Genomic DNA, 25,065 nt, shown 5'->3' with positions numbered 1-25,065 from the left:
GTTCTTTTCCTAACGAAGGGTTGGCGGATTGGCGAGGTCGCTTGCCGAGTCTCGCTTGATGCTGTAAGCCGCTGCGTGCGCGGGCGGGGGATCGCACCGGACGGTCGCGTGTCTGTACACCGCCTCTCTTTCCAACAGCGCAATGCGGCGTTTTTTTGTAGTCGACCGCCCAAGCGACCCATGGCCCATCTCGGCGAGGTACTCGGCAGCTCGTAGACGTTTGAACCGAGTAAAGAAGTCGTCGCCGGGCAAGCCGTTTGCGAGGGACATCAGGCAACCATAGTCAAGGAGCGTTGGATTGGCCAAGGTGTGTACTGCTTTTTCGAGCAGCCGGTACCGCTCATTCAGTGGTACGTTTTTCTCGAAGCAGGAATGCAGTCGCCGGTAGGTCACCAAATGCTTTCCGGTCGCTGCCCATCGAAGCAAATCTGCAAGCTCAGTTACCTTGTGGTGGATCATCGTTCACTCCTCAACGAATGGTGGCTAGCGCCAGGCGCTTCCGACTTGGATGTAGAACGCGTTCTGGCCCGGTCCGTGCGCTACGTCAACGCCCATCGACACGCCGAGCTTCCGTGCGATGAGATAGCGAAAGCCCGTGCCGAATGCGAACGCGGTTGGGGCGTCAGAAAACGAATGCAAATTGCCGTACGCCTTGCCAACGCCGCCAAACCCCAGGACGGACCAGCGCGGCGTGATGTTGTAGCGGAGCTCCAGTTCGCCGGTTACCTGGTTGCGGTCCTGGAACTTGGCCTGCGAAATGCCGCGCAGATTGACGTAAGGCTGCGCGAAGAACGGAATGTCCCCTTGGGAGAAGCCTGGGTCGGCGCGCATCCCTAGCACCCACGCCGGTGACAACGGCACCCAGTGGTAGCCTCGCGCCGTCTGCATCTCAAACGACCGGTCGCTGGCGAGCGCGCCTCGTGCGATGTCCGCTTCAAATTCCGCGTAGCTACCGCGGCTTGGATAGAAGATATTGTCGCGGGTGTCATAGTCGACGACGATTCCCGCTTTGCCGATGCGCAGGTCCTTCTGAAAATGGTTGATACCTTGCGGAACGACGGGGCCAAAGCGCGTCGCCGTGTCGAAGAAGGTGTAGCGCGGGCCGACGTACCAGTGACTGTTGCCAAGCCTGAACAGCACCTGCTGGACAACGGCGACACCGCTCAGTTGGTACGCATTGGCATTGCCTTGCGGACCGTAGTAGTTCAAGTGCAGATTAACCTTGCCCAGCGCACCGAAGTAACGGATGCGGTCGTCGTTCCAGGTATGGAAATGGGCAAGGCCAACGCCCCAGCTATGGGTACCCGTACCGAAAGCTCCGACGCCAGTGATATTCGGCGGCGCCATTGCGTTGCGTTCTCCCGTTTCATCGCTCGACGGCTTGCCGGGTTCGACGGTCCCAGGTTTAGCCGCGCTGAAATACAGCAGGCCCAGGCCAAGGCCATAACCAATTGCCGGCTCCGTAATGATGTTTGGCACGGGTAGCACGCCGCGATGGTTAAGCAGTACGTCGCTCATGTCGAACTGGCCATCTTCTGCGTCGCGAAAGCGCGACGGCTCCTGGGCGGCATAGGCAAACGATGCCGCCGCCAGACAGAAGTAAAAAGCCGACCACTGGACAGAAGCGCGGACCACGCGTACTCCTCCTTATTATTGCGGCGGGTTGACGACCACGTACTGAACTGCGGTTCCGACGTATTGCGGCTGGTACCAGGTCGGGCCACAGTGTTGATAGGTAACGCCTCCAACGACAACTGCCGCACAGCTCGGGGGCAAGGTCGCGACGGCCGTCCCTACCACGAGCGCAGTGGTCACGCCGACGGCCAGGCCAACGGCGACCGGGTCCGCGTACCAGCCACCCCAGAACCCTGGTGGGGGCGGGGGAGGAGGCGGCGGCGGTGGAGGATGCGGACCGGGTCCGGGTCCGGGTCCAGGTCCAGGCGGCCGCGGGCCAGGTCCCGGCGGAGGACCACCGTGGGGCTGCGGCCCGGGGCCCGGACCGAAGCCGGAAGGACGGGGCGACGGGCTCGGTCCCGGCGCTGGGGGGCGCACTCCGCCTCCAGCAAACCCATCACCGCCGTGCGGGAACGGCCCACCATGGAAACCAGCGCCACCGCCTGCGGGTGCGGCGTGCGGATACTGTCCGCCGCTAAAACCGCCGTGCGGCATCGGGTGGATGCCCGTGCGCGCCATGCCGCGAAAGGCGAGCGCGGACGGCGATGACACCGCCAGGACAACAATCAGGCTGGCCGTGAGAAGGCGTTGGGCGTCGGTCATTGCGCCTCCTGCAAGGGCGAATCAAAAGCCGGCTTCAGCTCAATGGAATGCGCGCCCGGTGGAGGACGGTACACGAACGTCGAGGCCTTGAATGCTGGCAGGAGGTTCCAGTGATAGGTGACGGCATGGCGTGGGCGCGACTCCTGGGTAGTGTCGGTAATGACCATCCGGCAGGGGAGTGGTCTCGAGCCTCGCTCAACCCATAACTCCCAATCGACGCCTTGCTGCCGATACGCGTAGTGGGTGCACCAGCGCGCGTTGACTTTCTCCAGACCAAGGTCTTGGGCCGAAGTCAACACGAGCTCATCGACCTTTCCGTTGCCCCAGTAAAACAGGTTGACAAGAGGCATCTCGATGTTGTAGACGGTCGCCAGTTCGTGGACGAGTCCATTAAGCGTTGGCGGAGCCGGATTACGCGAGTAGTATCCTTCGCCCTGGTTGAAAATAACGAAGTCGCGCCCGTCATACACGATACCGCGAGGCTTTCTGCTGCCCAGCACCTCAGCCCGTGCGCGGTCCGGACGCTGCACATCGAGCACCGTCTCATGGAGGTAGCTCGCATTCTGGCCGTTGTCGAGCACGAGGTCCGTGGAGGTGTCCGCACGCACCTCAAACTTGGGCAGCGAGCGCAAATAATCGCCCATCCGGCTCAATGCCTCCGTTGCGCTCCTGTCAACATGCACGTCGCGCTCAAGTTCGGATGAAGCTGCTGCTGGGCTTGGCCCCTGAACGGTGGCGTCATAAGTCGAAGCTGGCACCGAAGCTGTGGCGAGCGGTCCTTCGCTTTCGTGCGCGCATCCTAAGACGAGTGTGGCAATTAGGCAGCCGAACGAACCGATTGGAGTACGCATGATATGGGTCCATGAGCCGCCGGGTCAAAACGCCACAGTCGCCGTCGCCTGGAAGCTGTTCGTGCTCTTCAGGCGATTCCTGCTAGCGATGCTTGGCACCCACCGGATGCTTGCCGACAATGGATGCTTGCCATATACCTTCGTGTCGTACGTCAAAATGGGCCCGAGCGAGAGGTCGCGGCCGACGAAGCCGTTCAGTCTGTCGGCAAGTGACCCGCTGTCGTTGCCGAGCTGCTGCACTGTACCTATCACCAGACCCACGCCGAGACCGTTGGAAAACCTCTTGATTCCCATCGCATCAAGCGTCAGCAGCGGCGCATTGTGATAATCCGTTGCGGTGTTGCGGGTATAGAACTGCAACCCGAGCACTGCATCGAACTCGAGGTTGTATTGCGGGACGATTTTCGTGTAGGCGATCTGCGGCACAAAGGTCCAGTTGTTCAGGCTCGGGTTAGCCAGGGCGTTGGAGTCGTAATGGCCGGTGGGCGCCCAGAAGTTGAAGCTTAAAGCGATGTGGTCGGTGTTGGTAAAGTGGTACCCCGCCTCGATGGGCGTGAAGTACATGTCGAAGAGGTTCGATGCCCGGTCGCTCGTCGACGAAGAAAAGCGACCAGCCGAAAGAGAGCCCGTCACCTTAGTCCAGACATACGGCAGCGTGATTCCGCTTGCAAAGTCCCACCCGGCCACACCACCCCATACGTGCAATATCGACGCAAGCGTGAAGGCAATCTCGCCCTCAATGCCGAGCGAGGTCTTGCCCGCAATCGGCACCTGACGGTTTCCGCCGATGGAACCATCGAGATACATTTGCTGAATGCTGACAACGGTAACGGGCTCAGGCGGGACGATGCCGATGCCCGAGAGCACCGTCATGCCTGCGATAGGCCGACCAAGGCCGCCTTCGGTTGCATTGGCGCGGCTACAGGTGATGACCAACAGGGCGGCTGCAGCGGCGCGCCCTAGAGAGGCCAGAGAACGACTATGACGTTGGCAGGTCCTCGTATTCATGGTCGTTGCCTTGTCATCACTTCCCGAACGTCATGTTGAGCCCCGCGAATATCTGCCATTGCGAGACGTTGCCGGAATGCGCGACTGAGTATTGCGGTTCGATGAAGGCGTTAAAAATCGTGCTGCCGCTTCTCCACGCCTTTCCGCCGCCCAGTCCGACAGGGATGTAGTAGGTACCGCGCTGGAGGTCGAAGGTCCAGACGCCTGTCGAGCGGATGTACCAGCCTTCTGGAAGGTTCCAGATGACAAACGGTTGTGTTGTCAGCGATTGCACAGTCGGGCGGTCGCTTTGACCGGCGAACGAGTGCTGCCACTGCACGAGTGCGCCGAGCAGGCGTTGCTTTGTTGCATTGACTGCGACCGCGGCAAGACCGGCCTGCCACTTGCCCGTTCCGAGCGTCCGGTCGGTCGCCGTCGGAGCAGTGATAAGGGGACCCACGCCGATTTGCGTTTGTCCCTGCGACAACAAGAAAATGTCGAACAGATTGATGTCACCAAGTCCCGTGTTGTATCCGCCGGTCGGGGCGGGACGCGTGCTTATGGGAACAGTGAGGCGGAATATTTCAGGAAACGGAATAACATTATTCGGACCAATTGGAACGGTTGGCCGCAAGAGAAAATCATTCGTGTGGCCGCTTGCACCGAAGATACTTGGCGTAAAGTAATTCTGGACGTTGAACGACGCGGCAAGGTTGAGCGGATTATTGCTCTTATTCGCATCCTCGGAAGCGCTTTGTGACGAAGCTGTGTCAGTCAGCATTGCAAACAGAACTGCCAATACAGCCTGCATTGTCCGCTTCATTGTCTATACTCCGAAATGGCCGCCCCTCACTCCGTTATCAACGAGGTCCGCGGCATGCGTTACGCTCAAGCGCCCTTCTGAGGCGCGAGCTAAGTCCTCGCAGAGCCGAGTGTCGGCGCCACTGCGACGAAAATTAGACGTCTTGACGGAATCGAGTCAGCCGGGAGCAAGGGAGACGCATTGCGTCCTGCCGCCATAAAACGATAGCAAACGGAAACCTTTCTGCCAAGCACATAATGCCTTATGCGTTTGGTAACACGGCGCCGAGAGATATTCGATTCTGCGTCGTTAATCAAGCTCATTTTTCGTCAATCAGGGGGTGGTCATGAATCGGTTTGCGGTATATCAATAGGTCGATGTCTCTCCTCGATTCACTTCATCTATCTGGAAAGTCCGACATGCTTCTCTGCGTCCCACATAGCGGAGGTGACAATGCGTACGCCCCCGGAAAACCTACCCAGTGTTTCCCGTCGGCTACGTGCCGGTCAGCTACTCCTCGACGGGCTTTCGGTCAAAGAAGTTGCCGAACAGCTACATATGACGCCGGCGACGGTCAAGCGGTATCAAGCATTGGTGAGCGAAGGGGGACTCGAAGCACTACGCCAGATGCAAGTCGGTGGCAAAGTGTCGGCACTCAGCCCGGAAGCCCTGCAATGGATAGTAGTAGCCCTCAATGGCTCCGCGATGGACTACGGCTTCGACTCAGAATCCTGGACGAACGCCAGGCTACGACAACTCATAGAGAGAGAGTTCGGCGTGCGATTTTCACGGGTCTATGTCTGGCAATTGACGAATGACCTAGGCGTTGGTCACCGGCTGATGCGAAGCTAGACTGTAATTCCACTGCCAGGCGCGGTGACGAAACTTTGTTCAGTGGTTGGTCTCGATCTACCGCTAGGTACAACAGAGAACTTAATCGAACACACTCGTACTTCCCAGCCAAATCGGGTATTGCTTGAAGGTGCGAGGTGAGAACTTTGTCGAAGGCTAAGTCGTTCTATGGGGAGACATCGTGAAGGCATTAGTATTCGAGGGCCCTGGGAAGAAGCGCCTCATTGATAAGCCGGAACCGGCGATACAGTTGCCGTCGGACGTCATTGTGCGCGTGACACGCACCACTATCTGCGGCACCGACCTTCACATTCTGAAGGGCGATGTACCCGAAGTAAGGGCGGGGACAACCCTTGGTCACGAAGGCGTTGGCATAGTCGAGTCGGTCGGCGAGGCGGTCTCTAACTTCAAGCCCGGCGACGCTGTGCTGATCTCGTGCATCAGTGCCTGTGGAAAGTGCGAACATTGCCGGCGCCAGATGTATTCGCATTGCACGACAGGCGGCTGGATACTCGGTCATCTGATCGATGGCACTCAGGCCGAGAAGGTGCGCATTCCGCACGCCGACACGAGTCTCTATCACATCCCTGCTGGAAGTGACGAGGAAGCGCTGGTCATGCTGAGCGACATTCTGCCGACCGGGTTCGAATGTGGCGTGCTCAACGGTCGCGTTAAACCCGGCTGCACCGTTGCCGTCGTCGGTGTTGGCCCGGTGGGTCTCGCTGCGCTCATGACTGCGCAGTTCTATGCACCAGCCATGTTGATTGCCATTGACCTTGATGGCAATCGCTTGCGCGTATCCGCCTCCTTCGGGGCGACCGACACCATCAACAGCGCGAGCGGTTCGGCCGTCAACGATGTGATGGCATTGACGCGTGGCCGCGGTGTCGACGTCGCCATTGAAGCGGTGGGCGTGCCTGCAACCTTCTCGCTCTGCGAAGCCATCGTCGCCGCAGGCGGCACCATCGCCAACGTAGGCGTGCATGGCACAAAAGTCGACCTTCATCTTGAGAAGCTCTGGGCTCACAACATTACGTTGACGACTGGCCTTGTGGACACCTACAGCACGCCGATGCTGCTGTCGACGGTCATATCGAACCGGCTTGAACCCGGCAAGCTCGTCACGCACCGCTTCGCCCTTGACGCGATCCTGGACGCCTACGAGACATTCTCGAATGCGGCGGAAACTGAAGCACTGAAAGTTGTCATTTCCACCTGAAAGTCGCTGCGGCGGCCTAAATGAAGCGGTATGGGGGCGCGTATGGCCTGGTTGGAACACACACTACGGCAGTATCCGGAGATTGCGGTCTTCCTGTCGCTTGGCATCGGCTACTGGGTAGGCGGAAAGAGTTTCAAAGGGTTCAGTCTCGGCGCGGTCACCGCAACGCTGCTGGCGGCCATAGCTATCGGCCAATTTGGCATTACCATTTCGTCGAACGTAAAGTCAGTCTTCTTCCTCATGTTTCTGTTCGCGGTAGGCTACGGCGTCGGACCGCAGTTCGTGCGCGGCATTGCCAAGGACGGACTACCGCAGGCGCTGTTCGCTGTATTTCAATGCCTCTTGTGCCTCGTCGTTCCGGTAGCCGCGGCTAAGGTCGCGGGTTACGACGTGGGGTCTGCCGCGGGGCTTTTCGCCGGTTCGCAAACCATCTCGGCATCCATGGGTCTCGCGACCGACGCCATCAACCGCCTCGGGCTGCCTGCTGACGAGGCCAAGCGCCTGCTTGACGCCATGCCCACCGCCTACGCGGTGACTTACATCTTCGGCACCATTGGGTCAGCAGTCATCCTTGCGACCCTCGGGCCCAAGATGCTAGGCATTAACCTGGTTGCCGCATGCAAAGACTACGAGTCGCAGCTGGGCGGCGGAACTGAACTTGGCGGTGCTGGCCAGGCTTGGCACCAATTTGAGCTTCGCGCTTACCGTATCGCCACGGATGGCCCTGTAGTTGGCATGACCGTAGCGGCAGCGGAAGCGAGCGCGCCTACCGGCAGCCGGCTCTTCATTCAACGACTTCGTCGCGGCGGGGCGATTCATGAGGCAACGCTCGATTCGGTACTGAAAGCCGGTGACGTCGTGGCGGTCGGCGGACGCAGAGAGCAGCTGGTCGCGCTGCTTTCGCCAAAGGGAAACGAAGTCGACGACCCCGAGCTGCTTGCCGTGCCGGTCGAAGGCGTCGATGTCTATGTGACGTCAAAGGCGGTTGACGGAAAGACGTTAGAAGAGCTCGCTCACCTGCCCGGAGCGCGTGGCATCTACCTGCGTCGGATCAAACGGGGAGCCACAGAGACACAAATTCCGATTCTTCCCAAAACGAAGTTGCACTGTGGCGATACGGTGACGATTGTTGGCCGAACACAGGATACGACCGCTGCTGCGAAGACCCTCGGTGTGATTGACCGTCCGACGAGCGTCACCGACGTTGCGTTCGTCGCGCTCGCCATCGCGGTCGGCGCTCTCATCGGTTCGCTGGTACTGAGGGTCGGTGCAATTCCGCTCACCCTGTCGACCTCCGGCGGCGCACTCATAGCCGGCATCATCTTTGGCTGGTTCCGAGCCATCCATCCAACGTTTGGGCGTATTCCGGAACCGACCGTCTGGTTCATGAACTCGGTTGGACTTAACGTGTTCATCGCGGTGGTTGGCATCACAGCGGGGCCCGGTTTCGTCACGGGCCTGCAGCAGCTCGGCGTCAGCCTCTTTTTGTGGGGCATCGTTTCGACGAGCATCCCCCTCATCATTGGCATGTTCATCGCCAAGTACGTCTTCAGGTTTCATCCAGCCATCCTGCTAGGGGTGTGCGCAGGTGCCCGAACAACCACCGCCGCGCTCGGCATGCTGACCGAGGCTGCGAAAAGCCAGGTCCCAGGACTTGGGTACACCGTAACGTATGCCGTTGGGAACACGCTGCTAACTATCTGGGGCATGGTAGTCGTCATGCTCATCTCCTAGTAGTGTCCCCAGTCTCTGCCAAACGCTTGGAGCTGAAAAATGTCTGAATCGAATGCAACCGCGAACGCTAACGAAAGCCCGTCGGCTCTGGCCGCACTGAGTCCCTTCGAATTGAAGGACGAGCTTATCAAGGCGGCGGGCGGAGCCGCAGTGGAACGTCCCGCCAACGTGGCAATGCTCAACGCGGGACGCGGCAACCCCAATTTTCTGGCAACTATTCCAAGGCATGGCTTCTGGCAACTCGGCCTCTTTGCGATGCGCGAGTCGGAGCGCTCATTCGCCTATATGCCCGAGGGGATCGGTGGCTTTCCGAAGCGTGAAGGGCTCACCGAGCGGTTCGAGCTATTTGTGCGCGAGAACAAAGGCGTGGCTGGCATCAGCTTCCTTGCTGGGGCCGTGTCATACGTGCGCGACCAGCTGGGGCTGTCGGCCAACGACTTCCTTTATGAGATGTGCGAGGGCATTCTGGCGTCAAACTATCCGGTTCCAGACCGGATGCTCACGTTTTCAGAAAAAATCGTTGGTCAATACCTGCGTCGCGAGATGGCCGGCAAGCACCCGTTCGTCGGCGAGTTCGACATTTATGCGGTCGAGGGTGGCACCGCGGCGATGACGTACATCTTCAATACCTTGAAGGAGAACCACCTCATCAAGGCAGGGGACACAATCGCGTTAGGGCGGCCCATCTTCACGCCCTACATCGAAATTCCTACGCTTAACGACTATCAATTGAATGTCGTCAATCTTGACGCCGATGTGGCAAACGGCTGGCAGTATTCCAATGCTGAGTTGGACAAGCTGCGTGACCCGAAGGTCAAGGCGTTCTTCCTCGTCAACCCGAGCAACCCACCTTCGGTCAGACTGAGTGACGAAAGCCTGCAATACATTGCCGACATCGTAAAGGAGCGGCCCGACCTCATTCTGCTAACCGATGACGTCTACGGCACGTTCGCCGACGACTTTGTGTCGCTGTTTGCGCTGGCACCGCAGAACACGATTCTCGTGTACTCGTATTCAAAATACTTCGGCGCAACCGGATGGCGGCTTGGCACTGTAGCGACGCACAAGGACAATGTCTTGGACCGGCTGATAGGTGAATTGCCGGACGAGACAAAGCAGGAGTTGCATCACCGCTACTCGTCAATCACGACGGAGCCCGACAAGTTGAAGTTCATCGACCGACTGGTTGCCGATAGTCGAACCGTCGCACTGAACCACACTGCGGGCCTTTCCACGCCGCAGCAGGTGCAGATGGTGCTGTTCTCGCTGTTTTCGCTTATGGACACGCCTGATGCCTACAAGGCCGCCCTGAAACGTCTGATTCGGGCGCGGAAGAAGGCGTTGTACGAAGAGATGGGTATCGCATTCGAAGAGAAAGATCCGAACCAAGTCGACTACTACACGATACTCGACCTGAACTACCTCGGCGAGCGTGCAAATGGCACAGCGTTCGTGCAGTGGTTGGAGCAGAACACGCAGCCGTCAGAACTGCTCTTCCAGTTGGCAAGGGAGGCGCGCGTCGTGCTCTTGCCAGGGCTTGGGTTTGGTACTCAGCATCGTTCCGGGCGCATCTCGCTTGCTAACCTGAACGAATCGGACTATCGCAGCATCGGACGCGCGGTCCGCAATTTGATGAACGACTACATGACTCGATACACCGCGGCCACGGGCAAAGAAGCGAAACCCTGACAATCTTGGGGGAAGACGCGCTGCGGAATGCACAACCGCCGGACTCCGCAAAGAAAGGGGGCCGACGCGCCGCGATGCGATTTCACGAAGGTCGGAGTTTCCGGCGGCGGCCGAGTATGCTGCGCAGTTGCACTGTCCGACGGCGATGCCAGCACAGGGCCCACACGATATATAGCGACATAGTCTCATCATCGGCACGTGACGGCCGGCTAACAACGCACCGGTAGGCGTCTTGGGGAAAGCGACGCCGCTTGCGTCGCACGAGAACGTTCTGGTCTCGAGTTTCGGTTCGTGAGGTATTCGAATGCAATTGGCTTTCAGGGTGTTTGCGCGAGTGGTGGCGATGACGTTGTGTGCTGGTGTCGTCGCACCCAACTGGGCACAGTCCGCGAGCGAGGGCGCCGCGCCGGCCGAAGTCCGCGAAATCGCGAAGGACGCGTTCATCTACGCGTATCCGATGCTGTTCAACTATAAGACGATGTACACCCAGGCAATCGATCCGTCGTCGAAGGCGTACCTCGGCGGGTTCGGCAAGCTTCGCAACTATTCGTCGCCTTACGGTCCGGAGAACAGAGAGATCGTGACGCCAAACAACGACACGCCGTATTCGTGGGCATGGCTTGATCTGCGACGCGAGCCATGGGTACTGACGGTACCGAAGGTACCCGACCATCGCTACTATGTGTTTCAGTGGGTTGACCTCTACACGTATAATTTTGCGTATGTCGGCTCTCGCACGACCGGCAATGACGGAGGAAGCTATCTATTGGCGGGACCCCACTGGAACGGTCATACCCCAAGGGGTATCGACAAAGTGTTCCACTCCGAGACCGATTTCATCATGACGTTGGGGCGCACGGCGCTCAACGGGCCGGGCGACGTCAAAAATGTGCGGGCGATCCAGCAGGGTTATCGGTTAGCGCCGCTGTCAAGCTTCGAACAGACCAACCCGCCCCCCATGGCTAAGAAAATCACCTTTCCGAAATGGGATGAAGCAAAGGCGACGTCTGTCGACTTCGTCGCCTATCTGAATTTCCTGCTGCAGTTCACGCAACCGGTGGCACGCTCTGAAGTGGCGTTGATGGAGCGCTTCTCGAAAATCGGCATTGGTCCCGGCAAGCCGTTCGACGTATCCGCGCTGTCACCCGAGACGCGCGCGGCGCTCGAAGCCGGTGTCGCGGATGGCAAGGCCGCGCTCGCAGAAGCGGAAAAAGCCACAACGTCGTCGATGGACTTGTTCGGCACGCGCGAGGATCTGAAGAATGACTACATGAAGCGCGCGGTGGCCGCCGCGATGGGTATCTATGGGAACACTAAGGAGGAAGCCGTATATACCGGCACCATGTTCAACGCTGAACATCAGCCTTTGCTTGGCACTCAGCCGTATGTCCTTCGTTTCGAAAAGAAGAATCTCGCTCCTGCGAAGTTCTTCTGGTCGATTACGATGTACGACCTGCCGGGGAGGCACCTCGTCGCCAACCGGATCGCGCGTTACTCGATCGGAGACAGGTCGAAGGGCCTTAAGTATGGCGAGGACGGCTCGCTGAATATTTACGTCCAGCACGATTCGCCCGGCAAGGACAAGGAGTCGAATTGGCTGCCGGCGCCCGAGGGTGCGTATAACCTCGTAATGCGCATCTACGGCCCCGATCAGTCGGTCCTCGATGGATCGTGGAAATTCCCCGTGCCGCAGCCGCGCTAGTCGGCCGGTTGTTCGACATCATTGCAACGGAGAACCCATGTTCCTCCACGTTAGAAAGATCTCGTCGCTTGCGGCTACAACCGCGGCGCTGGTGACGACCGTGCCTTACTGTTTGGCGCAAGAGCTGCAGTTGCCGTTTGGCACCGTCCAGATGGACGGCGATCTGCCCGCACGCAGCGCCATTCCCGGCCTTTTCAGTCAGCTCGATTTTCAGCAGGCTACCCAGGCTTATCTCTGGGCGTTGCCGCTGGTTGCGTACGCGCAGTGGCAAAAAGAAAGCGTTCAACAAGTTCGGCGCGCGCACCGGCGATCTTGTTGTGTACACGACGTGGAAAGACAAACTGGGCATTCTCACTGCGAACGCCACAACGCCCTATATTCTCGGCTTCGCCGAACTGGACAAGTCGGGGCCGCTCGTCATCGACATGCCAGCGGGGCCGACGGCAGGCGGCGTCGGCGATTTCTGGCAGCGTGCCATCGTCAACATGGGGCAGACGGGACCGGACAAAGGGCGCGGTGGCAGATACCTGATCATCCCTCCAGGCGCTCAGGCACCCGCCAATACGCAGGGCTACTATGTCGCGCGCTCCGAAACAAACAGCGTACTGCTGGGATTTCGCGTGCTAGAGCAAGATCCCGCGAAGGCCAAGGCGATCGTCAGCCAGATTAAAGTCTACCGCTACAGTGAGCGCGCGCATCCGGCGGCCGGACGCTTCCTGACGCCCGGAGGCACAGACTGGTCCGGCACACAGCCCGACGGCATGGAGTATTGGCAGCGGCTCTGGGAAATTATCCAGCGCGAGCCGGTCAACGAGCGCGACCGCTTTTACATGGCCATGCTCGCAAGCCTTGGCGTTGAAAAGGGCAAGCCGTTCGAACCTAATACGTTGCAGCGCAAGGCTTTACAACAGGGCGCAGCCGCGGGGAAGTTGTTTGCTGAGACCAATACCTTCGCGAAGCGCTTCGCCAACGTGCGGCACTGGCCCGACCGGCATTGGGAATACGCACTTTTCATCGCCGATCCTTCACAGCGCGTCGCCAACTTCGACCAGCTTTGGGAACGGACGGCGTGGTTCTACGAAGCGGTGACCGACACCAAGGGGATGATCTCAACCACCCCTGGACTCGGGCAAGCGTACCTCGGCGCATACACCGATTCAGGTGATGCCTGGCTCGACGGAGGTAAGAACTATCACCTGCATATTGCGCCTAACCCGCCTGCGAAGCAGTTCTGGTCGCTCACGGTCTACGATACTGCAACGCGGCGCTTCGTGGAAAACGCTCGGCAGAAGTCCGATGTATCGAGCCGCGAACAGTTGCAAAAGAACGCGGACGGTTCTGTTGATCTCTATTTCGGACCGCAGGCGCCGGCGGGCAAGGAGAGCAATTGGGTGCAGACCGTTGCGGGCAAGCACTGGTTTACCTACTTCCGACTGTATGGCCCCACCGAAGCGTATTTCGACAAGAACTGGAAAATGAGCGACATTCAGCCGGGCGACTAAGCGTCGCTCGTAACCCGATCTGTGGAATTTCCTGGCGACGGCAATGACGGATGTGTGCGGAATGATGATAAGTGACTCGCGGGGGTAATGGTCATGTACCAGGATTGAAGTCTCAAGGCCCACGGCGGCCTGCAAGAACCTTCTAGCGGGCAGTGTTGGTGTGAGGCTGACCACCGTTTCGCCACGCCACGAGCTAAGCGCGCATCTGATGCTCCGCGCGGCCGAGATAGCGGGTGGCACGATGCAGCGGTAAGCGGCTCGGCAACTCACCTAGATTTATATGAACGCCCCCGATGAGCAAAAGCGCATGCTATCGGCAGTTAACAGTGTCCGTTTGACGCTGTCTGATGGAGCTTCGACATGCACACCGAAATATTCTGGCTCGGCATGCCTTCCAATCCGCTTCGAGTTCGCCGAACAGCAATCGGCCTGGTCGCGACAGGCGCCGTAGTCGCATCCAACGCGTGGGCGGCGGGACCGATGCCATCGGGAGGCAGGTTCGTTGCCGGCGTAGGCAACGTCTCGTCGGATGGCGTGCGCATGACCGTGACGCAGACGACGTCGCGAGGGGTCATCGACTGGTCCAGCTTCTCCATCGACAAGGACCATGCTGTCACGATCGAGAACGGCTCCGGTGCGACGCTGAGCCGCGTGACCGGCACGGAGAAGTCGTCGATCGACGGCGCGCTCACGGCAAGTGGCAGCTTCTATCTAATCAATCCGCAGGGCGTCGTCATCGGTGCGAATGGCGTTGTCACAACGGGCGGGCGTTTCATCGCATCCACGCTGGATGTGAATAATGACGCCTTCATGGCAGGCGGTCCGCTTACTTTCGCCGGCACTGGCACTGGCGTTGTCGTGAACCTCGGCAAGATCACCTCCACTGGCGGCGACGTGCTCCTGATCGCGCGCAAGCTCGCCGAGAATGATGGCACCATTAGCGCCCCTTCCGGCTCTGCGGAACTGGCAGCCGGCGACCAAGTGCTGGTGCGCGACTCCACCGGCTTGCCGCAAACCTTTGTGCAATCGACAGGCAGCCGCGGTGACGTTGTCGACAAAGGGACGATCGCAGCGGCGCAGATTGCACTGCAGGCCGCCGATGGCAACGTGTACGCGCTCGCGGGCAACACCAATGCCTTGCGTGCCACAGGCACGGCGACCCGCGACGGTCACGTGTGGCTGGTCGCTAATGACGGCACCGCTCATATCCACGGCCGAATCGAAGCAACGAATCCGGTTGGCGGCGGAACTGTCGAAACAAAGGGCGCGGCTCTGCACCTCGATGATGCCGATGTTCACGCGGCGAACTGGAATCTGGATGCACCGGTATTCAACGTCGGGCCGTTGACGACGGCGGCTCTGGTTAGGCAGTTGGAGCAGGGCACGTCGTTGACGCTCAACGCCTCGCAAGGCGACATCGTAATGGAGCAGACGATGCGCTGGTTTGGCAACGCATCGCTTACGCTCAACGCCGTGCGTTCCGTGACCGTCGGTCCAATGGCGACGCTCGCCAATAACGGGACGGCCAACCTGACCCTGCGCGCCGACACGGGCGGGCAGAACAACGGGGGAGGCGTCGAGAATCTCGGCACGATCGACTGGTCGAAGAGTTGGGGCCTCGTGTCGAGTTATCGCGATGGCAACGGGCTAGATGTACCCGGATACACCAGGAACAATCCTGCGTGGACTGCTCCGGCATACAGTGGCATCCGCAGCCAGTTCACGGACTATGCGCTGGTCAACACATTGGACGACCTCAACAAGATTTCGCAGCGTCTTGACGGGAGCTTTGCGCTGGGCCGTGACATCGATGCGAGTCCCGCCGGCAACAACTTTCAGCCCATTGGCTCAGGGACGGTGAATGGCTTCACAGGCCAACTCGACGGTCTCGGGCATACGATCGCGAACGTGACGGTTTCGCAGGACTTCAGCGACACGTCCCGGGCGGGGCTTTTCGCGACCATCGGTGATACGGGCGCCGTGCGCAACGTCAAGCTCGCAAATGAGCGCGTTACCGTTTTCTACAGCCCGGCGGGGGCGCTGGCGGGGCAGTCGTCCGGGCTCGTGTCGAATGTCTATGCCGACGGCAGCGTGCTGAATCAGGGATCGAGCGGTTTTCCTGCGGGCGGGCTCATAGGCACTAATTCCGGTGTCATCTATCGGGCCGGAAGCGACGTGGCCGTCAGTGGCCCTAGCCTTTCGGGTGGCCTCGTCGGCGAGAACCGCGGAGCGATCCTGCAGTCGTTCGCAACCGGCAGCGCTGGCGGAGGGTCGCGCGCCCAAGGCGGCGGATTGGCGGGAAGCAACTCAGGCTCGATTAACCAGTCCTATGCAACCGGGCCTGTGTCTGGGGGCAACGGCGAGGCTGGGCTCGTCGCAAACAACAGTGGGTCGATCGAGCAGTCGTTTGCTAGCGGCCCGGTCGATACCTTTTTACTACCGCAATACAGAGGCGGTATCGCAGCAAACAATACGGGTGTAATTGCCGCCGACGTTTTTTGGGACCGCGACGCGACGAGACAAACTTCGGAATACGGCGCGCCCACGCCCGTTGGCACGGCGAATGGCCTCACGACCGGACAGATGAGCGTAGCGGCGAGCTTTGGCCCAACGTGGGATTTCGGCGCTGGGGGAACGTGGGCGATATTGCCGAATACCACGCATCCGATACTCAAGTGGCAGGTGCAACAATAGTTTGGTTGAACTTCTCGGACTGAGCGCGCGGTTCGCCCGCGAACAAGCGCGCTCGATTGGCGATAACTGCATCGGCAGCGTCACACCGGCGACGGCGCGGTTATCAAAGCGTCAGCTCGTCAGAGATGGCGCGCGAAAACGGGTCAAACAAGCGGCCATTTTCGCGCGAACAGCTCCAAGCAGACAGTGCCTCCTGACAGCCGAACGCATCCCCTAGCTGTCGCGCCCGTTTCACCTCATCGCTCTGCAGATAGATGGATAGATGGACGTCGTGGAGACAGACGCATGCTGCAGACGGACCAGGCGTCGCGCCATGCGTTTCCCATATGATGCCGCTGCGCCTTGCCAAAGCGGCAGATCGATTTGAGCATAAGCGCGAGCTGAATCACACTTTCGGCCGAGCATTAAGTGCGTCCGATGTGCCGGTCCATCGCGGTTCAGATCGGAGGGTGAGACCGAGCTACTACTAGCACGACGGAGGCTGATCGTGTGCTAATGATCGTCGATGAAAATTACGTTAAGCGCGCGGACGACCTCCCAAGATCCGGAGTGGGAATTGAGAACCAGTGGATCAAGGGTGTCTTCCAAAACAAACCGGTCTCTTGGCTTTCAGTTCTTTTCGTGAGTAACCCTCGACGCAGGTTGCCAGCGTGGTTAGCAGTTCAGAACCCGAAGGGGTTCGATTTCAATGCAAGTCCAGCAAGGAACGATTTCCCTGGGATCGAACAAATGGACGATCTTTGGCGATGGGTGGAGGGGTTGCCGGCGGATAAAGCGCACGCACTCGCGCCGGAAGTGCTTCTTGACCGTCTAGCGCGGATTGAGCGAATAGATGCGATTCGCGATCCAGCGAATTACGCAAATCCTGCCCTGAAGGATCGGGTCACGTTTCGCCATAAGGACCACCCATACTACAAACTCGGCCATGGGCAATATGAGTTCAAGGTGAACTTTAGCGGTCACCGCTCAAACAGCGTCTATGTCTACATCGATAGCGGTCTTAAAGCTGTCGGGCTTGTCACCGCTTCCGACTTCGATCCAAGCACGGTTGAGAAATTTCTCGGGCCGGGGCGGACGGTTACACCAGTTGTAGGACAAAGCGTTGTGATGATGAATTTTGTAGGAGCCCTGTGCGTTATGAAGATAGAAAGTGTGCAGCACGAAGAAAACGGTGTCACATATGTTCATCCCGAAGTAACTTTCAGCTATAAGATTCTAACGTGGCGATAGGTAGTATCACTCCGTAGACGAAAAGCCGGCGAATGACACATAACGCAGACGTCGGTGTGTAACAGGCATCGCTCGCAGATCGCGGTCGTCGATTTGCAGCTTGAAAGCCGTTGCCTAACTTGGCGAGCGCGAAGGTTCGATCCAGGGCAATCTCCCTTCCCTTTTATGCTCGTCGCGCCGACAACTGTAAGCGGCTGGCCAACTCACCTTGATTGTGGTTGAAGCGCTTGGGAGTATCGTGTCCACTAAAGCGAATAAGCGGACACGTGAACACTATCGAAGAAGAGGCGTTGCCGACCCGTCGCCGTCGTCGGCGCTACACCGAAGACTTTAAGGCACGCGTTGTTGCCGCTTGCCAGGGTACCGGCGTGTTGGTGTCGGCGGTCGCGCTGGAACATCGGCTCAACGCGAACCTACTGCGCCGCTGGCTTGACCAGGCAGAAGGCAGACTTCCGAAGCGGTTGTCTGAACGCCCGGTAGAAGCTCAATCGACACCACTACCAGCGTTCGTTCCGGTTGCCGTGGGGGCAAAGCAGGTAGCTTCGACGGAGATCCGGGTCGAAGTTCGCCGCGGCAATCAGTCCATAACGGTGAGTTGGCCGGTCTCCGAAGCCGCGCAATGCGCGACATGGCTGCGCGAGTGGCTGCGGTGATTCGTGTCGACGCGATCTGGCTAGCAGTTGATCCGCTGGACATGCGGGCCGGCTTCGACACGGCGTTGGGGCGCGTGGTGAAGGTCTTCGGCGCCGCGCATCGTATGCGTCGCGCGAGGGCCGTTGAGAATTCTTTGGACAAGCGTCGGAGAATGCGGCAGGCTAAGCCTGCCGCAGGCAGAAGGGATCAACCGGATGAAGGTGCAGATGGGAGCAGGTGCTTCGCGACGTTCCAGGGCAACAGTTCGTCGATGCGGTTGGCCTGGTGATCGGCAATGTGCGTAAGGACGTATTCCAGGTAGGCGCGCGGGTTGATGCCATTCAACTTGCACGAGCCGATCAAGCTATACATTGCGGCGGCTCGCTCGCCACCGCTGTCGGAGCCAGCGAACATGAAATTGCGCCGGCCGAGGGCCACGCAGCGCAAAGCATTTTCGGCGAGCACGTTGCTGATCTCCACGCGGCCGTCATCGCAGAATAGTGTGAGCCCGTCCCAGCGGTTCAAAGAGTAGTTGATCGCTTCGACCAGCGGTGCCTTCGGCCAAAGAGTCGCTAGTTTCTCCCTCATTGACGTCTCGAGGGCCGCGAGCAATGGATTGGTCTTTTCTTGCCTGACGCGTCGCCGCTCATCCGGCGGTTTGCCGCGGATATCAGCCTCGATTCCATAAAACTCGCCAATCATGTCGAGCCATTGCTTCGTGGTGTCCGACGGGGCTGTCTCATGCACGTTGAATACGTATCGGCGCGCATGATCCCAGCAAAATGCCAGACGAACTTTGCCGCCTTCGTTCAACTCGTTGAAGCCGGCATAGCCGTCCGCCTGAAGGATGCCTTTGAATCCGGCGAGATGGATCTGGGGGTGAATGCCCTTGCGGTCCGGCGAGTAAGCGAACCAGACAGAAGCAGGCTCGTTCGAACCTGAGCGGCGATCATCGCGCACGTAGACCCACAATCGACCGGTCTTGGTCTTTTTGTTCCCAGGCGCGAGCACCGGGATCGGCGTGTCGTCCGCGTGGAGCTTGGCAGTCGCCATTGTGTAGCGACGCAGGGCTTCAGTCAGCAGCCGACAGAGTTCTTCGCATTGCCCGACCCAGCGGGCCATGGTGGCCCGATCGAGACGTACGCCGTCGCGCGCTGCGATCTCGGATTGCCGATAGAGCGGCGTGTGATTTGCATACTTGGCAACGATGATCTCGGCCAGCAAGCTCGGATGCGCGATGCTGCGCTCGATCGGCAGCCCCGGCATGGGAGGTTGCGCGATATGGCCGCAACCGGTGCAGATCCGCTTGCGACGGATAGTGCGGATGACCTTGAACATCGCCGTGACGCGCTCGAGTTGCTCAGACACATCCTCGCCGAGCATCTCCATGGCGTTGTTGCACTTCGGGCAGATGGAATCTGGCTCGAGCTCGTGCTCTTCGCGTGGCAGATGAGGCGCCAAGGCTTCCTTTGGGGATGCTGCAGATACGCCCGAGCTCGATGCACGAGCGCGCGCACGGCGAACATCGGCGACGCCGCTGCCCGCTGCCAGATCCTCGAGTTGGGTTTCGAGCCGATCGATCTGCCGGTCGAGTTGTTCGGACTTGCGACCGAAGTGCATGCGCCTGAGCTTGTCGATCTGCGCCTTCAGGCGCTCGAGCTCCTGGTCCCGTTCAACAATCTTCCGGTCGCGTTCGGCGATCTCCTGGCGCATCTTTGCCATCGATGCCTGCTGCTCGAGCACCAGGGCGTGGAGCTCGGCAATGGTGTCCGGAAGCGGAGCATGATCGGGCATGCACCGCAGTTTACGAGCCTTCGATGCGGTTTACAACATGGACAAGGCGGCCGTGCGACGGGGCTGTCGCCAATCGATGCCTTCCAGCAACATCGACAGCTGCGCCGACGTCAGAAAGATCTTGCCGCCATCCGCCTGGGGCCAAATAAACCGCCCATGCGAAAGCCGCTTCGCGAGAAGCCATAGTCCGTCATCTGTTGCCCATAGAATTTTTACGAGATCGCCGCGACGTCCCCGAAAAATGAACACGTCGCCGCCGAGCGGATTCTCTTCGAGTGCCGATTGCACCTTCGCGGCAAGAGCCGGGAAACCACTACGCATGTCGGTGACGCCTGCGGCGATCCAGATGCGAGTGCCAGGCGGCAAGCCGATCATCGGGACAGCTCCCGAATCAGCAGCCGCAGCATATCCGGCGACACGCTACCGCGAATGCGCAAGCGTGCACGGTCGAATTCGATCTCGCAGGCGTCCTCCGACATGGCTTCGCGGACCGGCATCGAGGCCTCGGCTTCCGGGACAATGCTGACTGGAAGTAACGATGCAACGTCACCATCGGGTTCCTGTCTGGCGGGTCCCGGACGCGGCGCCCCAAACGCACCCTGAAGATACTGGCGACGCCATCTGAACAGCAAGTTGGTGTTTATGTCATTGCGACGCGCGACCAGCGATACAGACGCCCCGGGCTCGAACGTCTGTTCGACCAGTTGTCGTTTGAATTCGCGCGCAAAGTTGGGGCGCTTGCCCGGTGCCTCGCATTTGCTATCCACAATCTCGGCCACTTTGGTTCCCATTAAAACATTTGGCGGGAACCAAATTACCCCCGTTCACTGGTGCCCGCAGAACGGCCGACGTGAGACGCATACCGCGCATCCGCACCACGCTTATCTGTTCACCAACCGCCGCGCCAACCGACTCAAGGTCCTGGTCCACGACGGAATCGGCATCTGGTTGGCAGCGCGGCGGCTGAATCAGGGGCAGTTCGTCTGGCCCCACGCTAGCAGCGAACCCAAGCAGCAGGTGCTCACGCACGAACAATTGGCGGGCTTGGTGCTGGGGCTGCCGTGGCAACGCATCGGCCAGGATGGCGTGATCCGCATCATCTGACGCGTCGGCGGTGACGTATACAGTTCTCCTTCTCGCGCGTGCGGGGTTCTGGCAGACTGGTCTGCATGAACCCGCCGGCCGATCTCGACGACCTCAGTCCAGAGCAGTTGCGTGCCCTTGCAACGCAACTGCTCGCTGAGGTCCGCGCGAAGGACCAAGAGGTGACGGAGAAACGCAGAGAAGTCGATGCGTTGGAACGGGAGCTGCATTACCGGCAAACCTGCATCGACAAACTGACTCACGAGATCTCCGTGCTCAGGCGCCAGCAGTTTGGCCGTCGCAGCGAGCAGTTCAACAACGAGCAAATGAGCCTGCTTGACGAGGCGATTGATGGCGACTTGGCCGCCATCGAGATAGAGCTCGAAGAGCTCGAGCCTGCACGCAAGCGCCGACACGAGCAGCCAAAACGCGCACCCTTGCCGCCGCAGTTGCCGCGTGTCAACGTCCGTCATGAACCGGACAACACGGTGTGCCAGTGCGGATGCGAACGTGTTCGTATCGGCGAAGACATTAGCGAGAAGTTGGATTACGCACCGGGCGTGTTTACGATGGAGCGGCACGTTCGCGGTAAGTGGGTATGTCGTAACTGTGAGACGCTCATCCAGGCACCCGTACCCTCGCACGTCATCGATAAGGGCATCCCAACCACCGGACTTCTGGCATCGGTCCTCGTCAACAAATTCGCAGATCACCTGCCCCTATATCGCCAGGCGCAGATCTTTGCGCGTGCGGGCCTGGCGATACCGAGATCTACGCTAGGCGCGTGGGTGGGCACCTGCGGCGCGCAGTTGCAGCCATTGGTCGATGCCCTCCATCGAGAGATCTTGAAGGAAGGCGTGTTGCACGCGGACGAGACCCCGGTGCAAATGCTCAGCCCCGGTAAGGGGAAGACGCATCGGGCTTATCTGTGGGCGTATACGCCTACGCAGTTCAGCAACCTTCGCGCGGTGGTGTACGACTTCGCCGGCAGCCGAGCCGGCGAGCATGCCCGCACCTTCTTGACCGGCTGGCACGGCAAGCTGGTATGTGACGACTACGGCGGTTACAAGGCCTCCTTCCTTCAGGGCGTCACCGAGATTGGCTGCGCAGCTCACGCGAGGCGCAAATTCTTCGAGCTGCACGCCAATCACAGCAGCCAGCTCGCTGGGCAAGCGCTACCATTCTTCACTGAGCTTTATGCCATCGAGCGGGATGCCGCGAATCTCGATGCCGATGCCCGCCACCGGCTTCGACAGAGCCGGGCCAAGCCAGTAAGCGACGCGCTTTACGAGTGGTTGGTTAAGCAGCGCAAACTCGTTTCCGACGGCTCCGCCATTGCTAAGGCTTTGGATTACAGCCTGAAGCGCTGGCAAGCGCTGACGCGTTATCTCGAAGACGGGCATGTACCAATCGACAACAATTGGGTCGAAAATCAGATACGTCCATGGGCCATCGGCAGGTCCAACTGGTTGTTCGCAGGGTCGCTGCGCGCTGGCCAACGCGCCGCTGCGATCATGAGCCTCATCCGATCGGCGCAACTCAACGGGCACGAACCCCATGCATATCTCAAGCACATCCTGACCCGCCTGCCGGCCCACAAAGCAAGCGACATCGCAACATTGCTGCCGCATAACTGGCAGCCTCTCGCGCCTGTCGAGTAATCCATCGTTCGTCAAGACGGGTTCCCTGGCCGCTTACCTTACCCGGGTTCCGGCGTTTGACCATAACAAAGCACCCTTCGTTGCTGTTTTGCGTCTGACGTCGGTTAAGGGGGAGATGTCGCTTGCTTTGGCGTTCGGTAAGATGGCGTTCATTCGATAAAGGACAGACGAATGAACAAGCAGGAACTGATTGACGCGGTCGCCTCCGAGGCAGGCACCAGCAAGAGTGCCGCCGAAGAGATGATCAACGCCGTGCTCAACGCCGTCGCCCGCGAGGTGGCTCAGGGAAACTCTGTGCAATTGATCGGATTCGGCAGTTTCACCACCGGCGAGCGCGCCGCGCGTACCGGACGCAATCCCAAAACCGGCGAGACTTACATATCGCCGCCGCGAAAACCGTGAAATTCACGGCCGGTAAAGCATTCAAGGACGCGGTCAACGGTGCGTGACGCAAGCTCGGCGAGCGACGCCTGCGCCCGTAAGAAAAGCTTGTTGTCCAGCGGCAGTGAATTGATGAGCTTCACGGCCGTGCGCCGCTCGGCACCGTCCGTATGGACGGTGCGGATCATGACACGCTGCCCGCGAGCTTCGCCCAGCACCTCGACGATCCTGTCCCGGTAGCGGGCCAGCGGCCCCGCGAGGCGGTTTGCGCTTGATAGGGCTGGCAGCCGATCGGAGCATAGGCGTCTCGCAGTACAGCGTTGAGCGATTGTCCAACGCCGCGGGCCTGACCGCGAATCAATTTTATCGCTTCTACACACTCAATGCCCATGCGCCGCACCGCTGTCCGTTTATCGCCGATTCACGGCCGGGGCGTGTTCGCGCTCACGCGCATCAACGCCGGTGACGTGCTATTCGAGTACAAAGGCAAGGTCCTGAGCTGGACGGAAGCGCAGCGTCAGTACGAGCGCTCGGCCGCTGAGGCAGGCCACACCTTCTTCTTCGATCTAGACGATGGACGCGTGATCGACGGCGGGCAAGGCGGAAACCCAGCGCGCTAGGTGAACCACAGTCTGCGCGCCGAACTGCGAGACGGAGCAGCGGGGCAGTCGCGTCTATTTACACGCACTGCGTGACATCGAACCAGGCGAAGAGCTGTTCATGGACTATCGAAAAGAAGCATATCGGGCGCGCGGGAAGGGCTTCGTGTCAGCTGCCATGGGTCATTGGACGGGAAGTAGCAGTCGGGCGATTTCGGCGAAATATCGCGAGCCGACCGACAAAATCTCGTCGTTGAAGTCGTAGCTTGCGTTATGTAGCGGAATTCCCCCTTCGGCTTCGTCGGTTCCGTTGCCTACGAAAATGAAATTGCCCGGAACGGCCTGCAGAAATGCGCCGAAATCCTCCGATATCATCATCGGCTGAACGTTGGCATCCACGTTCTCCGCGCCCGCGACATTCGATGCCGCCGTCACCGCGATATGAACGAACTCTGGCGTGTTGACTGTCGGGACGAACTCATGCGTGTACTCGAAGTCGCATTCGACTCCATGCGTGCGGCAGATGCCCTCGCTGACTTCTCTCATCCGCGTGTTCAATAGCTTCTGCACTTCCGGCGCGTAACTGCGGGTGTCGCCCTTGATGATGACGTTCGACGGAATGACATTCCGAAGCCCGTCCGTGAGTATCTCGGTACATGAGATGACAGCGGAAAGGCTTGGGTCCAGATTACGCGAGATGATGGTTTGCAAGGCGAGCACGATCTGCGAGGCGATTACGATAGGATCGACGCCCATATGAGGGCGTGCCGCGTGCGTCCCTTTTGCCTTAATGTGAATGAGAAAATTGTCTTCGCTGGCCATGATGCCATCTGGGCGCGTTGCGAAGCTGCCTGCCGGCATGCCCGGCATGTTGTGTGCCCCAAAGATCGCGTCAACGGGAAATCGCTCGAACAAGCCGTCCAGCATCATTGCTTTCGCCCCGCGTCCGTGTTCTTCTGCCGGCTGGAATATAAAGCGGACCGTACCATCGAAGTCCCTTCGCTCGGCGAGAAGTCGAGCAGCACCTAGAATCATTGCCATATGGCCGTCGTGACCGCATGCGTGCATCTTTCCCGGAATGCACGATGCGTGAGGTCGGCCGGGCGCATGTTCCGTGATGTTCAGCGCATCCATTTCGGCGCGTAGACCGATTGCGCGCGTCCCACTGCCGACCTTCAGGTTGGCAACCATGCCGGTTCCGCCTATGTTGCGATGGACCTCGAGGCCAAGGGTCTTCAGAATGTTCGCCACGTAGTCCGATGTCCGAGCCTCTTCGAAGCCGGTTTCGGGATATTTGTGGAGTTGGTGGCGCCAGTCCTTGAGGCTTTCCTGCAGCGACATTTCCATGGTTAGATCCTTGACGTCGAGTCGGCGG

22 protein-coding genes and 2 pseudogenes are annotated in these 25,065 nt (G+C 59.5%); 14 read left to right on the top strand and 10 right to left on the bottom strand.

Going from position 1 to position 25,065, the window contains the following annotated elements; translation table 11 throughout:
* Nucleotides 1–9 precede the first annotated feature (9 nt).
* The 5 genes from P9255_RS13170 to P9255_RS13150 all read right to left on the bottom strand — a co-directional run bounded on the left by P9255_RS13170 (nt 10) and on the right by P9255_RS13150 (nt 4,938).
* Entirely contained in the window at nt 10–459 is a 450-nt protein-coding gene (locus tag P9255_RS13170; protein ID WP_309789760.1) for a hypothetical protein, read from the bottom strand.
* Between the two features lie 24 nt (nt 460–483).
* The gene (locus P9255_RS13165) at nt 484–1,635 is read right to left on the bottom strand and encodes a BamA/TamA family outer membrane protein (RefSeq protein ID WP_309789759.1); all 1,152 of its coding nucleotides are present in this window, start codon (nt 1,633–1,635) and stop codon (nt 484–486) included.
* 638 nt (nt 1,636–2,273) lie between these two features.
* Nucleotides 2,274–3,128: a DUF2092 domain-containing protein gene (locus P9255_RS13160; protein WP_309789758.1), complete on the bottom strand. Its 855-nt coding sequence runs from the start codon at nt 3,126–3,128 to the stop codon at nt 2,274–2,276.
* Nucleotides 3,129–3,152: 24 nt separating this feature from the next.
* Nucleotides 3,153–4,136 carry a transporter gene (locus P9255_RS13155; RefSeq protein WP_309789757.1) on the bottom strand — a complete coding sequence of 328 codons (984 nt, stop codon included), beginning with the start codon at nt 4,134–4,136 and terminating at the stop codon, nt 3,153–3,155.
* A gap of 16 nt (nt 4,137–4,152) precedes the next feature.
* The gene (locus P9255_RS13150; protein WP_309789756.1) at nt 4,153–4,938 is read right to left on the bottom strand and encodes a hypothetical protein; all 786 of its coding nucleotides are present in this window, start codon (nt 4,936–4,938) and stop codon (nt 4,153–4,155) included.
* Nucleotides 4,939–5,370: 432 nt separating this feature from the next.
* Between P9255_RS13150 and P9255_RS13145 the strand changes: the two genes are divergently transcribed.
* From P9255_RS13145 to tnpA (P9255_RS13105), 9 genes are all read left to right on the top strand, one after another.
* The gene (locus tag P9255_RS13145) at nt 5,371–5,769 is read left to right on the top strand and encodes a helix-turn-helix domain-containing protein (RefSeq protein WP_309767131.1); all 399 of its coding nucleotides are present in this window, start codon (nt 5,371–5,373) and stop codon (nt 5,767–5,769) included.
* A gap of 181 nt (nt 5,770–5,950) precedes the next feature.
* A complete protein-coding gene (locus tag P9255_RS13140; RefSeq protein ID WP_309789755.1) occupies nt 5,951–6,988 on the top strand; it encodes a zinc-dependent alcohol dehydrogenase family protein in 1,038 nt (345 codons plus the stop codon).
* Between the two features lie 42 nt (nt 6,989–7,030).
* The gene (aspT, locus tag P9255_RS13135; RefSeq protein WP_309789754.1) at nt 7,031–8,722 is read left to right on the top strand and encodes an aspartate-alanine antiporter; all 1,692 of its coding nucleotides are present in this window, start codon (nt 7,031–7,033) and stop codon (nt 8,720–8,722) included.
* A 39-nt stretch (nt 8,723–8,761) separates the two neighbouring features.
* Nucleotides 8,762–10,411, top strand: coding sequence for a bifunctional aspartate transaminase/aspartate 4-decarboxylase (locus P9255_RS13130; RefSeq protein ID WP_309789753.1), 1,650 nt, complete (start codon nt 8,762–8,764; stop codon nt 10,409–10,411).
* Between the two features lie 304 nt (nt 10,412–10,715).
* Entirely contained in the window at nt 10,716–12,113 is a 1,398-nt protein-coding gene (locus P9255_RS13125) for a DUF1254 domain-containing protein (RefSeq protein WP_309789752.1), read from the top strand.
* A 251-nt stretch (nt 12,114–12,364) separates the two neighbouring features.
* Nucleotides 12,365–13,615, top strand: a complete 1,251-nt coding sequence (locus P9255_RS13120) for a DUF1254 domain-containing protein (RefSeq protein ID WP_309789751.1) — start codon at nt 12,365–12,367, stop codon at nt 13,613–13,615.
* A 360-nt stretch (nt 13,616–13,975) separates the two neighbouring features.
* On the top strand, nt 13,976–16,309 hold the full coding sequence (locus P9255_RS13115; protein ID WP_309789750.1) for a filamentous hemagglutinin N-terminal domain-containing protein: 2,334 nt from the start codon (nt 13,976–13,978) through the stop codon (nt 16,307–16,309).
* 489 nt (nt 16,310–16,798) lie between these two features.
* Nucleotides 16,799–17,539, top strand: coding sequence for a hypothetical protein (locus P9255_RS13110; RefSeq protein ID WP_309789749.1), 741 nt, complete (start codon nt 16,799–16,801; stop codon nt 17,537–17,539).
* Nucleotides 17,540–17,805: 266 nt separating this feature from the next.
* Nucleotides 17,806–18,192 carry an IS66-like element accessory protein TnpA gene (gene tnpA, locus P9255_RS13105; protein WP_309789748.1) on the top strand — a complete coding sequence of 129 codons (387 nt, stop codon included), beginning with the start codon at nt 17,806–17,808 and terminating at the stop codon, nt 18,190–18,192.
* A gap of 187 nt (nt 18,193–18,379) precedes the next feature.
* On the opposite strand, the gene tnpC (P9255_RS13100) is transcribed toward tnpA (P9255_RS13105), so the two are convergent.
* Genes tnpC (P9255_RS13100) through tnpA (P9255_RS13090) form a run of 3 tightly spaced genes read right to left on the bottom strand, consistent with a single transcriptional unit; the run spans nt 18,380 to nt 20,757 of the window.
* The gene (gene tnpC / locus P9255_RS13100; protein ID WP_309789747.1) at nt 18,380–19,966 is read right to left on the bottom strand and encodes an IS66 family transposase; all 1,587 of its coding nucleotides are present in this window, start codon (nt 19,964–19,966) and stop codon (nt 18,380–18,382) included.
* 30 nt (nt 19,967–19,996) lie between these two features.
* A complete protein-coding gene (gene tnpB, locus P9255_RS13095; protein WP_014194162.1) occupies nt 19,997–20,341 on the bottom strand; it encodes an IS66 family insertion sequence element accessory protein TnpB in 345 nt (114 codons plus the stop codon).
* A complete protein-coding gene (gene tnpA, locus P9255_RS13090; protein WP_309789746.1) occupies nt 20,338–20,757 on the bottom strand; it encodes an IS66-like element accessory protein TnpA in 420 nt (139 codons plus the stop codon). The genes tnpB (P9255_RS13095) and tnpA (P9255_RS13090) overlap by 4 nt, the downstream gene beginning before the upstream one ends.
* Here tnpA (P9255_RS13090) and tnpB (P9255_RS13085) point away from each other — a divergent pair.
* The 3 genes and pseudogenes from tnpB (P9255_RS13085) to P9255_RS13075 all read left to right on the top strand — a co-directional run bounded on the left by tnpB (P9255_RS13085) (nt 20,747) and on the right by P9255_RS13075 (nt 23,159).
* On the top strand, nt 20,747–21,070 hold the full coding sequence (gene tnpB / locus P9255_RS13085; RefSeq protein WP_309789745.1) for an IS66 family insertion sequence element accessory protein TnpB: 324 nt from the start codon (nt 20,747–20,749) through the stop codon (nt 21,068–21,070). The two genes, tnpA (P9255_RS13090) and tnpB (P9255_RS13085), sit on opposite strands and share 11 nt — an antisense overlap.
* 65 nt (nt 21,071–21,135) lie before the next feature.
* Complete coding sequence (tnpC, locus tag P9255_RS13080) at nt 21,136–22,710, top strand: IS66 family transposase (protein WP_309789744.1); 1,575 nt, start codon at nt 21,136–21,138, stop codon at nt 22,708–22,710.
* Nucleotides 22,711–22,881: 171 nt separating this feature from the next.
* Nucleotides 22,882–23,159 (top strand): annotated as a pseudogene (locus tag P9255_RS13075) (HU family DNA-binding protein).
* Here P9255_RS13075 and P9255_RS13070 read toward each other — a convergent pair.
* Complete coding sequence (locus tag P9255_RS13070; RefSeq protein WP_309789795.1) at nt 23,085–23,279, bottom strand: hypothetical protein; 195 nt, start codon at nt 23,277–23,279, stop codon at nt 23,085–23,087. The pseudogene P9255_RS13075 and the gene P9255_RS13070 sit on opposite strands and share 75 nt — an antisense overlap.
* 201 nt (nt 23,280–23,480) lie before the next feature.
* Between P9255_RS13070 and P9255_RS13065 the strand changes: the two genes are divergently transcribed.
* Nucleotides 23,481–23,711, top strand: coding sequence for an SET domain-containing protein-lysine N-methyltransferase (locus tag P9255_RS13065; protein ID WP_309789743.1), 231 nt, complete (start codon nt 23,481–23,483; stop codon nt 23,709–23,711).
* 58 nt (nt 23,712–23,769) lie between these two features.
* A pseudogene (locus P9255_RS13060) lies at nt 23,770–23,955 on the top strand (hypothetical protein); the annotation flags it as partial.
* Here P9255_RS13060 and P9255_RS13055 read toward each other — a convergent pair.
* On the bottom strand, nt 23,874–25,037 hold the full coding sequence (locus tag P9255_RS13055) for a M20 aminoacylase family protein (protein WP_309789742.1): 1,164 nt from the start codon (nt 25,035–25,037) through the stop codon (nt 23,874–23,876). The pseudogene P9255_RS13060 and the gene P9255_RS13055 sit on opposite strands and share 82 nt — an antisense overlap.
* Nucleotides 25,038–25,065: the final 28 nt, after the last annotated feature.

Origin of the sequence: Caballeronia sp. LZ019 (genome assembly GCF_031450825.1) — a bacterium.
GTDB lineage: Bacteria > Pseudomonadota > Gammaproteobacteria > Burkholderiales > Burkholderiaceae > Caballeronia.
Note: the sequence above shows the minus strand (reverse complement) of the source record. Positions and strands in the feature narration are given on the sequence as shown.

Bases quoted from the DNA above. Each gene is read 5' to 3' on its own strand.
- P9255_RS13145 (WP_309767131.1), top strand. From the start codon at position 5,371: ATGCGTACGCCCCCGGAAAACCTACCCAGTGTTTCCCGTCGGCTACGT.
- tnpC (WP_309789747.1), bottom strand. From the start codon at position 19,966: ATGCCCGATCATGCTCCGCTTCCGGACACCATTGCCGAGCTCCACGCC.
- tnpC (WP_309789744.1), top strand. From the start codon at position 21,136: ATGAACCCGCCGGCCGATCTCGACGACCTCAGTCCAGAGCAGTTGCGT.
- aspT (WP_309789754.1), top strand. From the start codon at position 7,031: ATGGCCTGGTTGGAACACACACTACGGCAGTATCCGGAGATTGCGGTC.
- tnpB (WP_014194162.1), bottom strand. From the start codon at position 20,341: ATGATCGGCTTGCCGCCTGGCACTCGCATCTGGATCGCCGCAGGCGTC.
- P9255_RS13065 (WP_309789743.1), top strand. From the start codon at position 23,481: ATGCGCCGCACCGCTGTCCGTTTATCGCCGATTCACGGCCGGGGCGTG.
- P9255_RS13115 (WP_309789750.1), top strand. From the start codon at position 13,976: ATGCACACCGAAATATTCTGGCTCGGCATGCCTTCCAATCCGCTTCGA.
- P9255_RS13170 (WP_309789760.1), bottom strand. From the start codon at position 459: ATGATCCACCACAAGGTAACTGAGCTTGCAGATTTGCTTCGATGGGCA.
- P9255_RS13055 (WP_309789742.1), bottom strand. From the start codon at position 25,037: ATGGAAATGTCGCTGCAGGAAAGCCTCAAGGACTGGCGCCACCAACTC.
- P9255_RS13130 (WP_309789753.1), top strand. From the start codon at position 8,762: ATGTCTGAATCGAATGCAACCGCGAACGCTAACGAAAGCCCGTCGGCT.
- P9255_RS13160 (WP_309789758.1), bottom strand. From the start codon at position 3,128: ATGCGTACTCCAATCGGTTCGTTCGGCTGCCTAATTGCCACACTCGTC.
- P9255_RS13070 (WP_309789795.1), bottom strand. From the start codon at position 23,279: ATGATCCGCACCGTCCATACGGACGGTGCCGAGCGGCGCACGGCCGTG.
- tnpA (WP_309789746.1), bottom strand. From the start codon at position 20,757: ATGGGAACCAAAGTGGCCGAGATTGTGGATAGCAAATGCGAGGCACCG.
- P9255_RS13125 (WP_309789752.1), top strand. From the start codon at position 10,716: ATGCAATTGGCTTTCAGGGTGTTTGCGCGAGTGGTGGCGATGACGTTG.
- P9255_RS13150 (WP_309789756.1), bottom strand. From the start codon at position 4,938: ATGAAGCGGACAATGCAGGCTGTATTGGCAGTTCTGTTTGCAATGCTG.
- P9255_RS13155 (WP_309789757.1), bottom strand. From the start codon at position 4,136: ATGAATACGAGGACCTGCCAACGTCATAGTCGTTCTCTGGCCTCTCTA.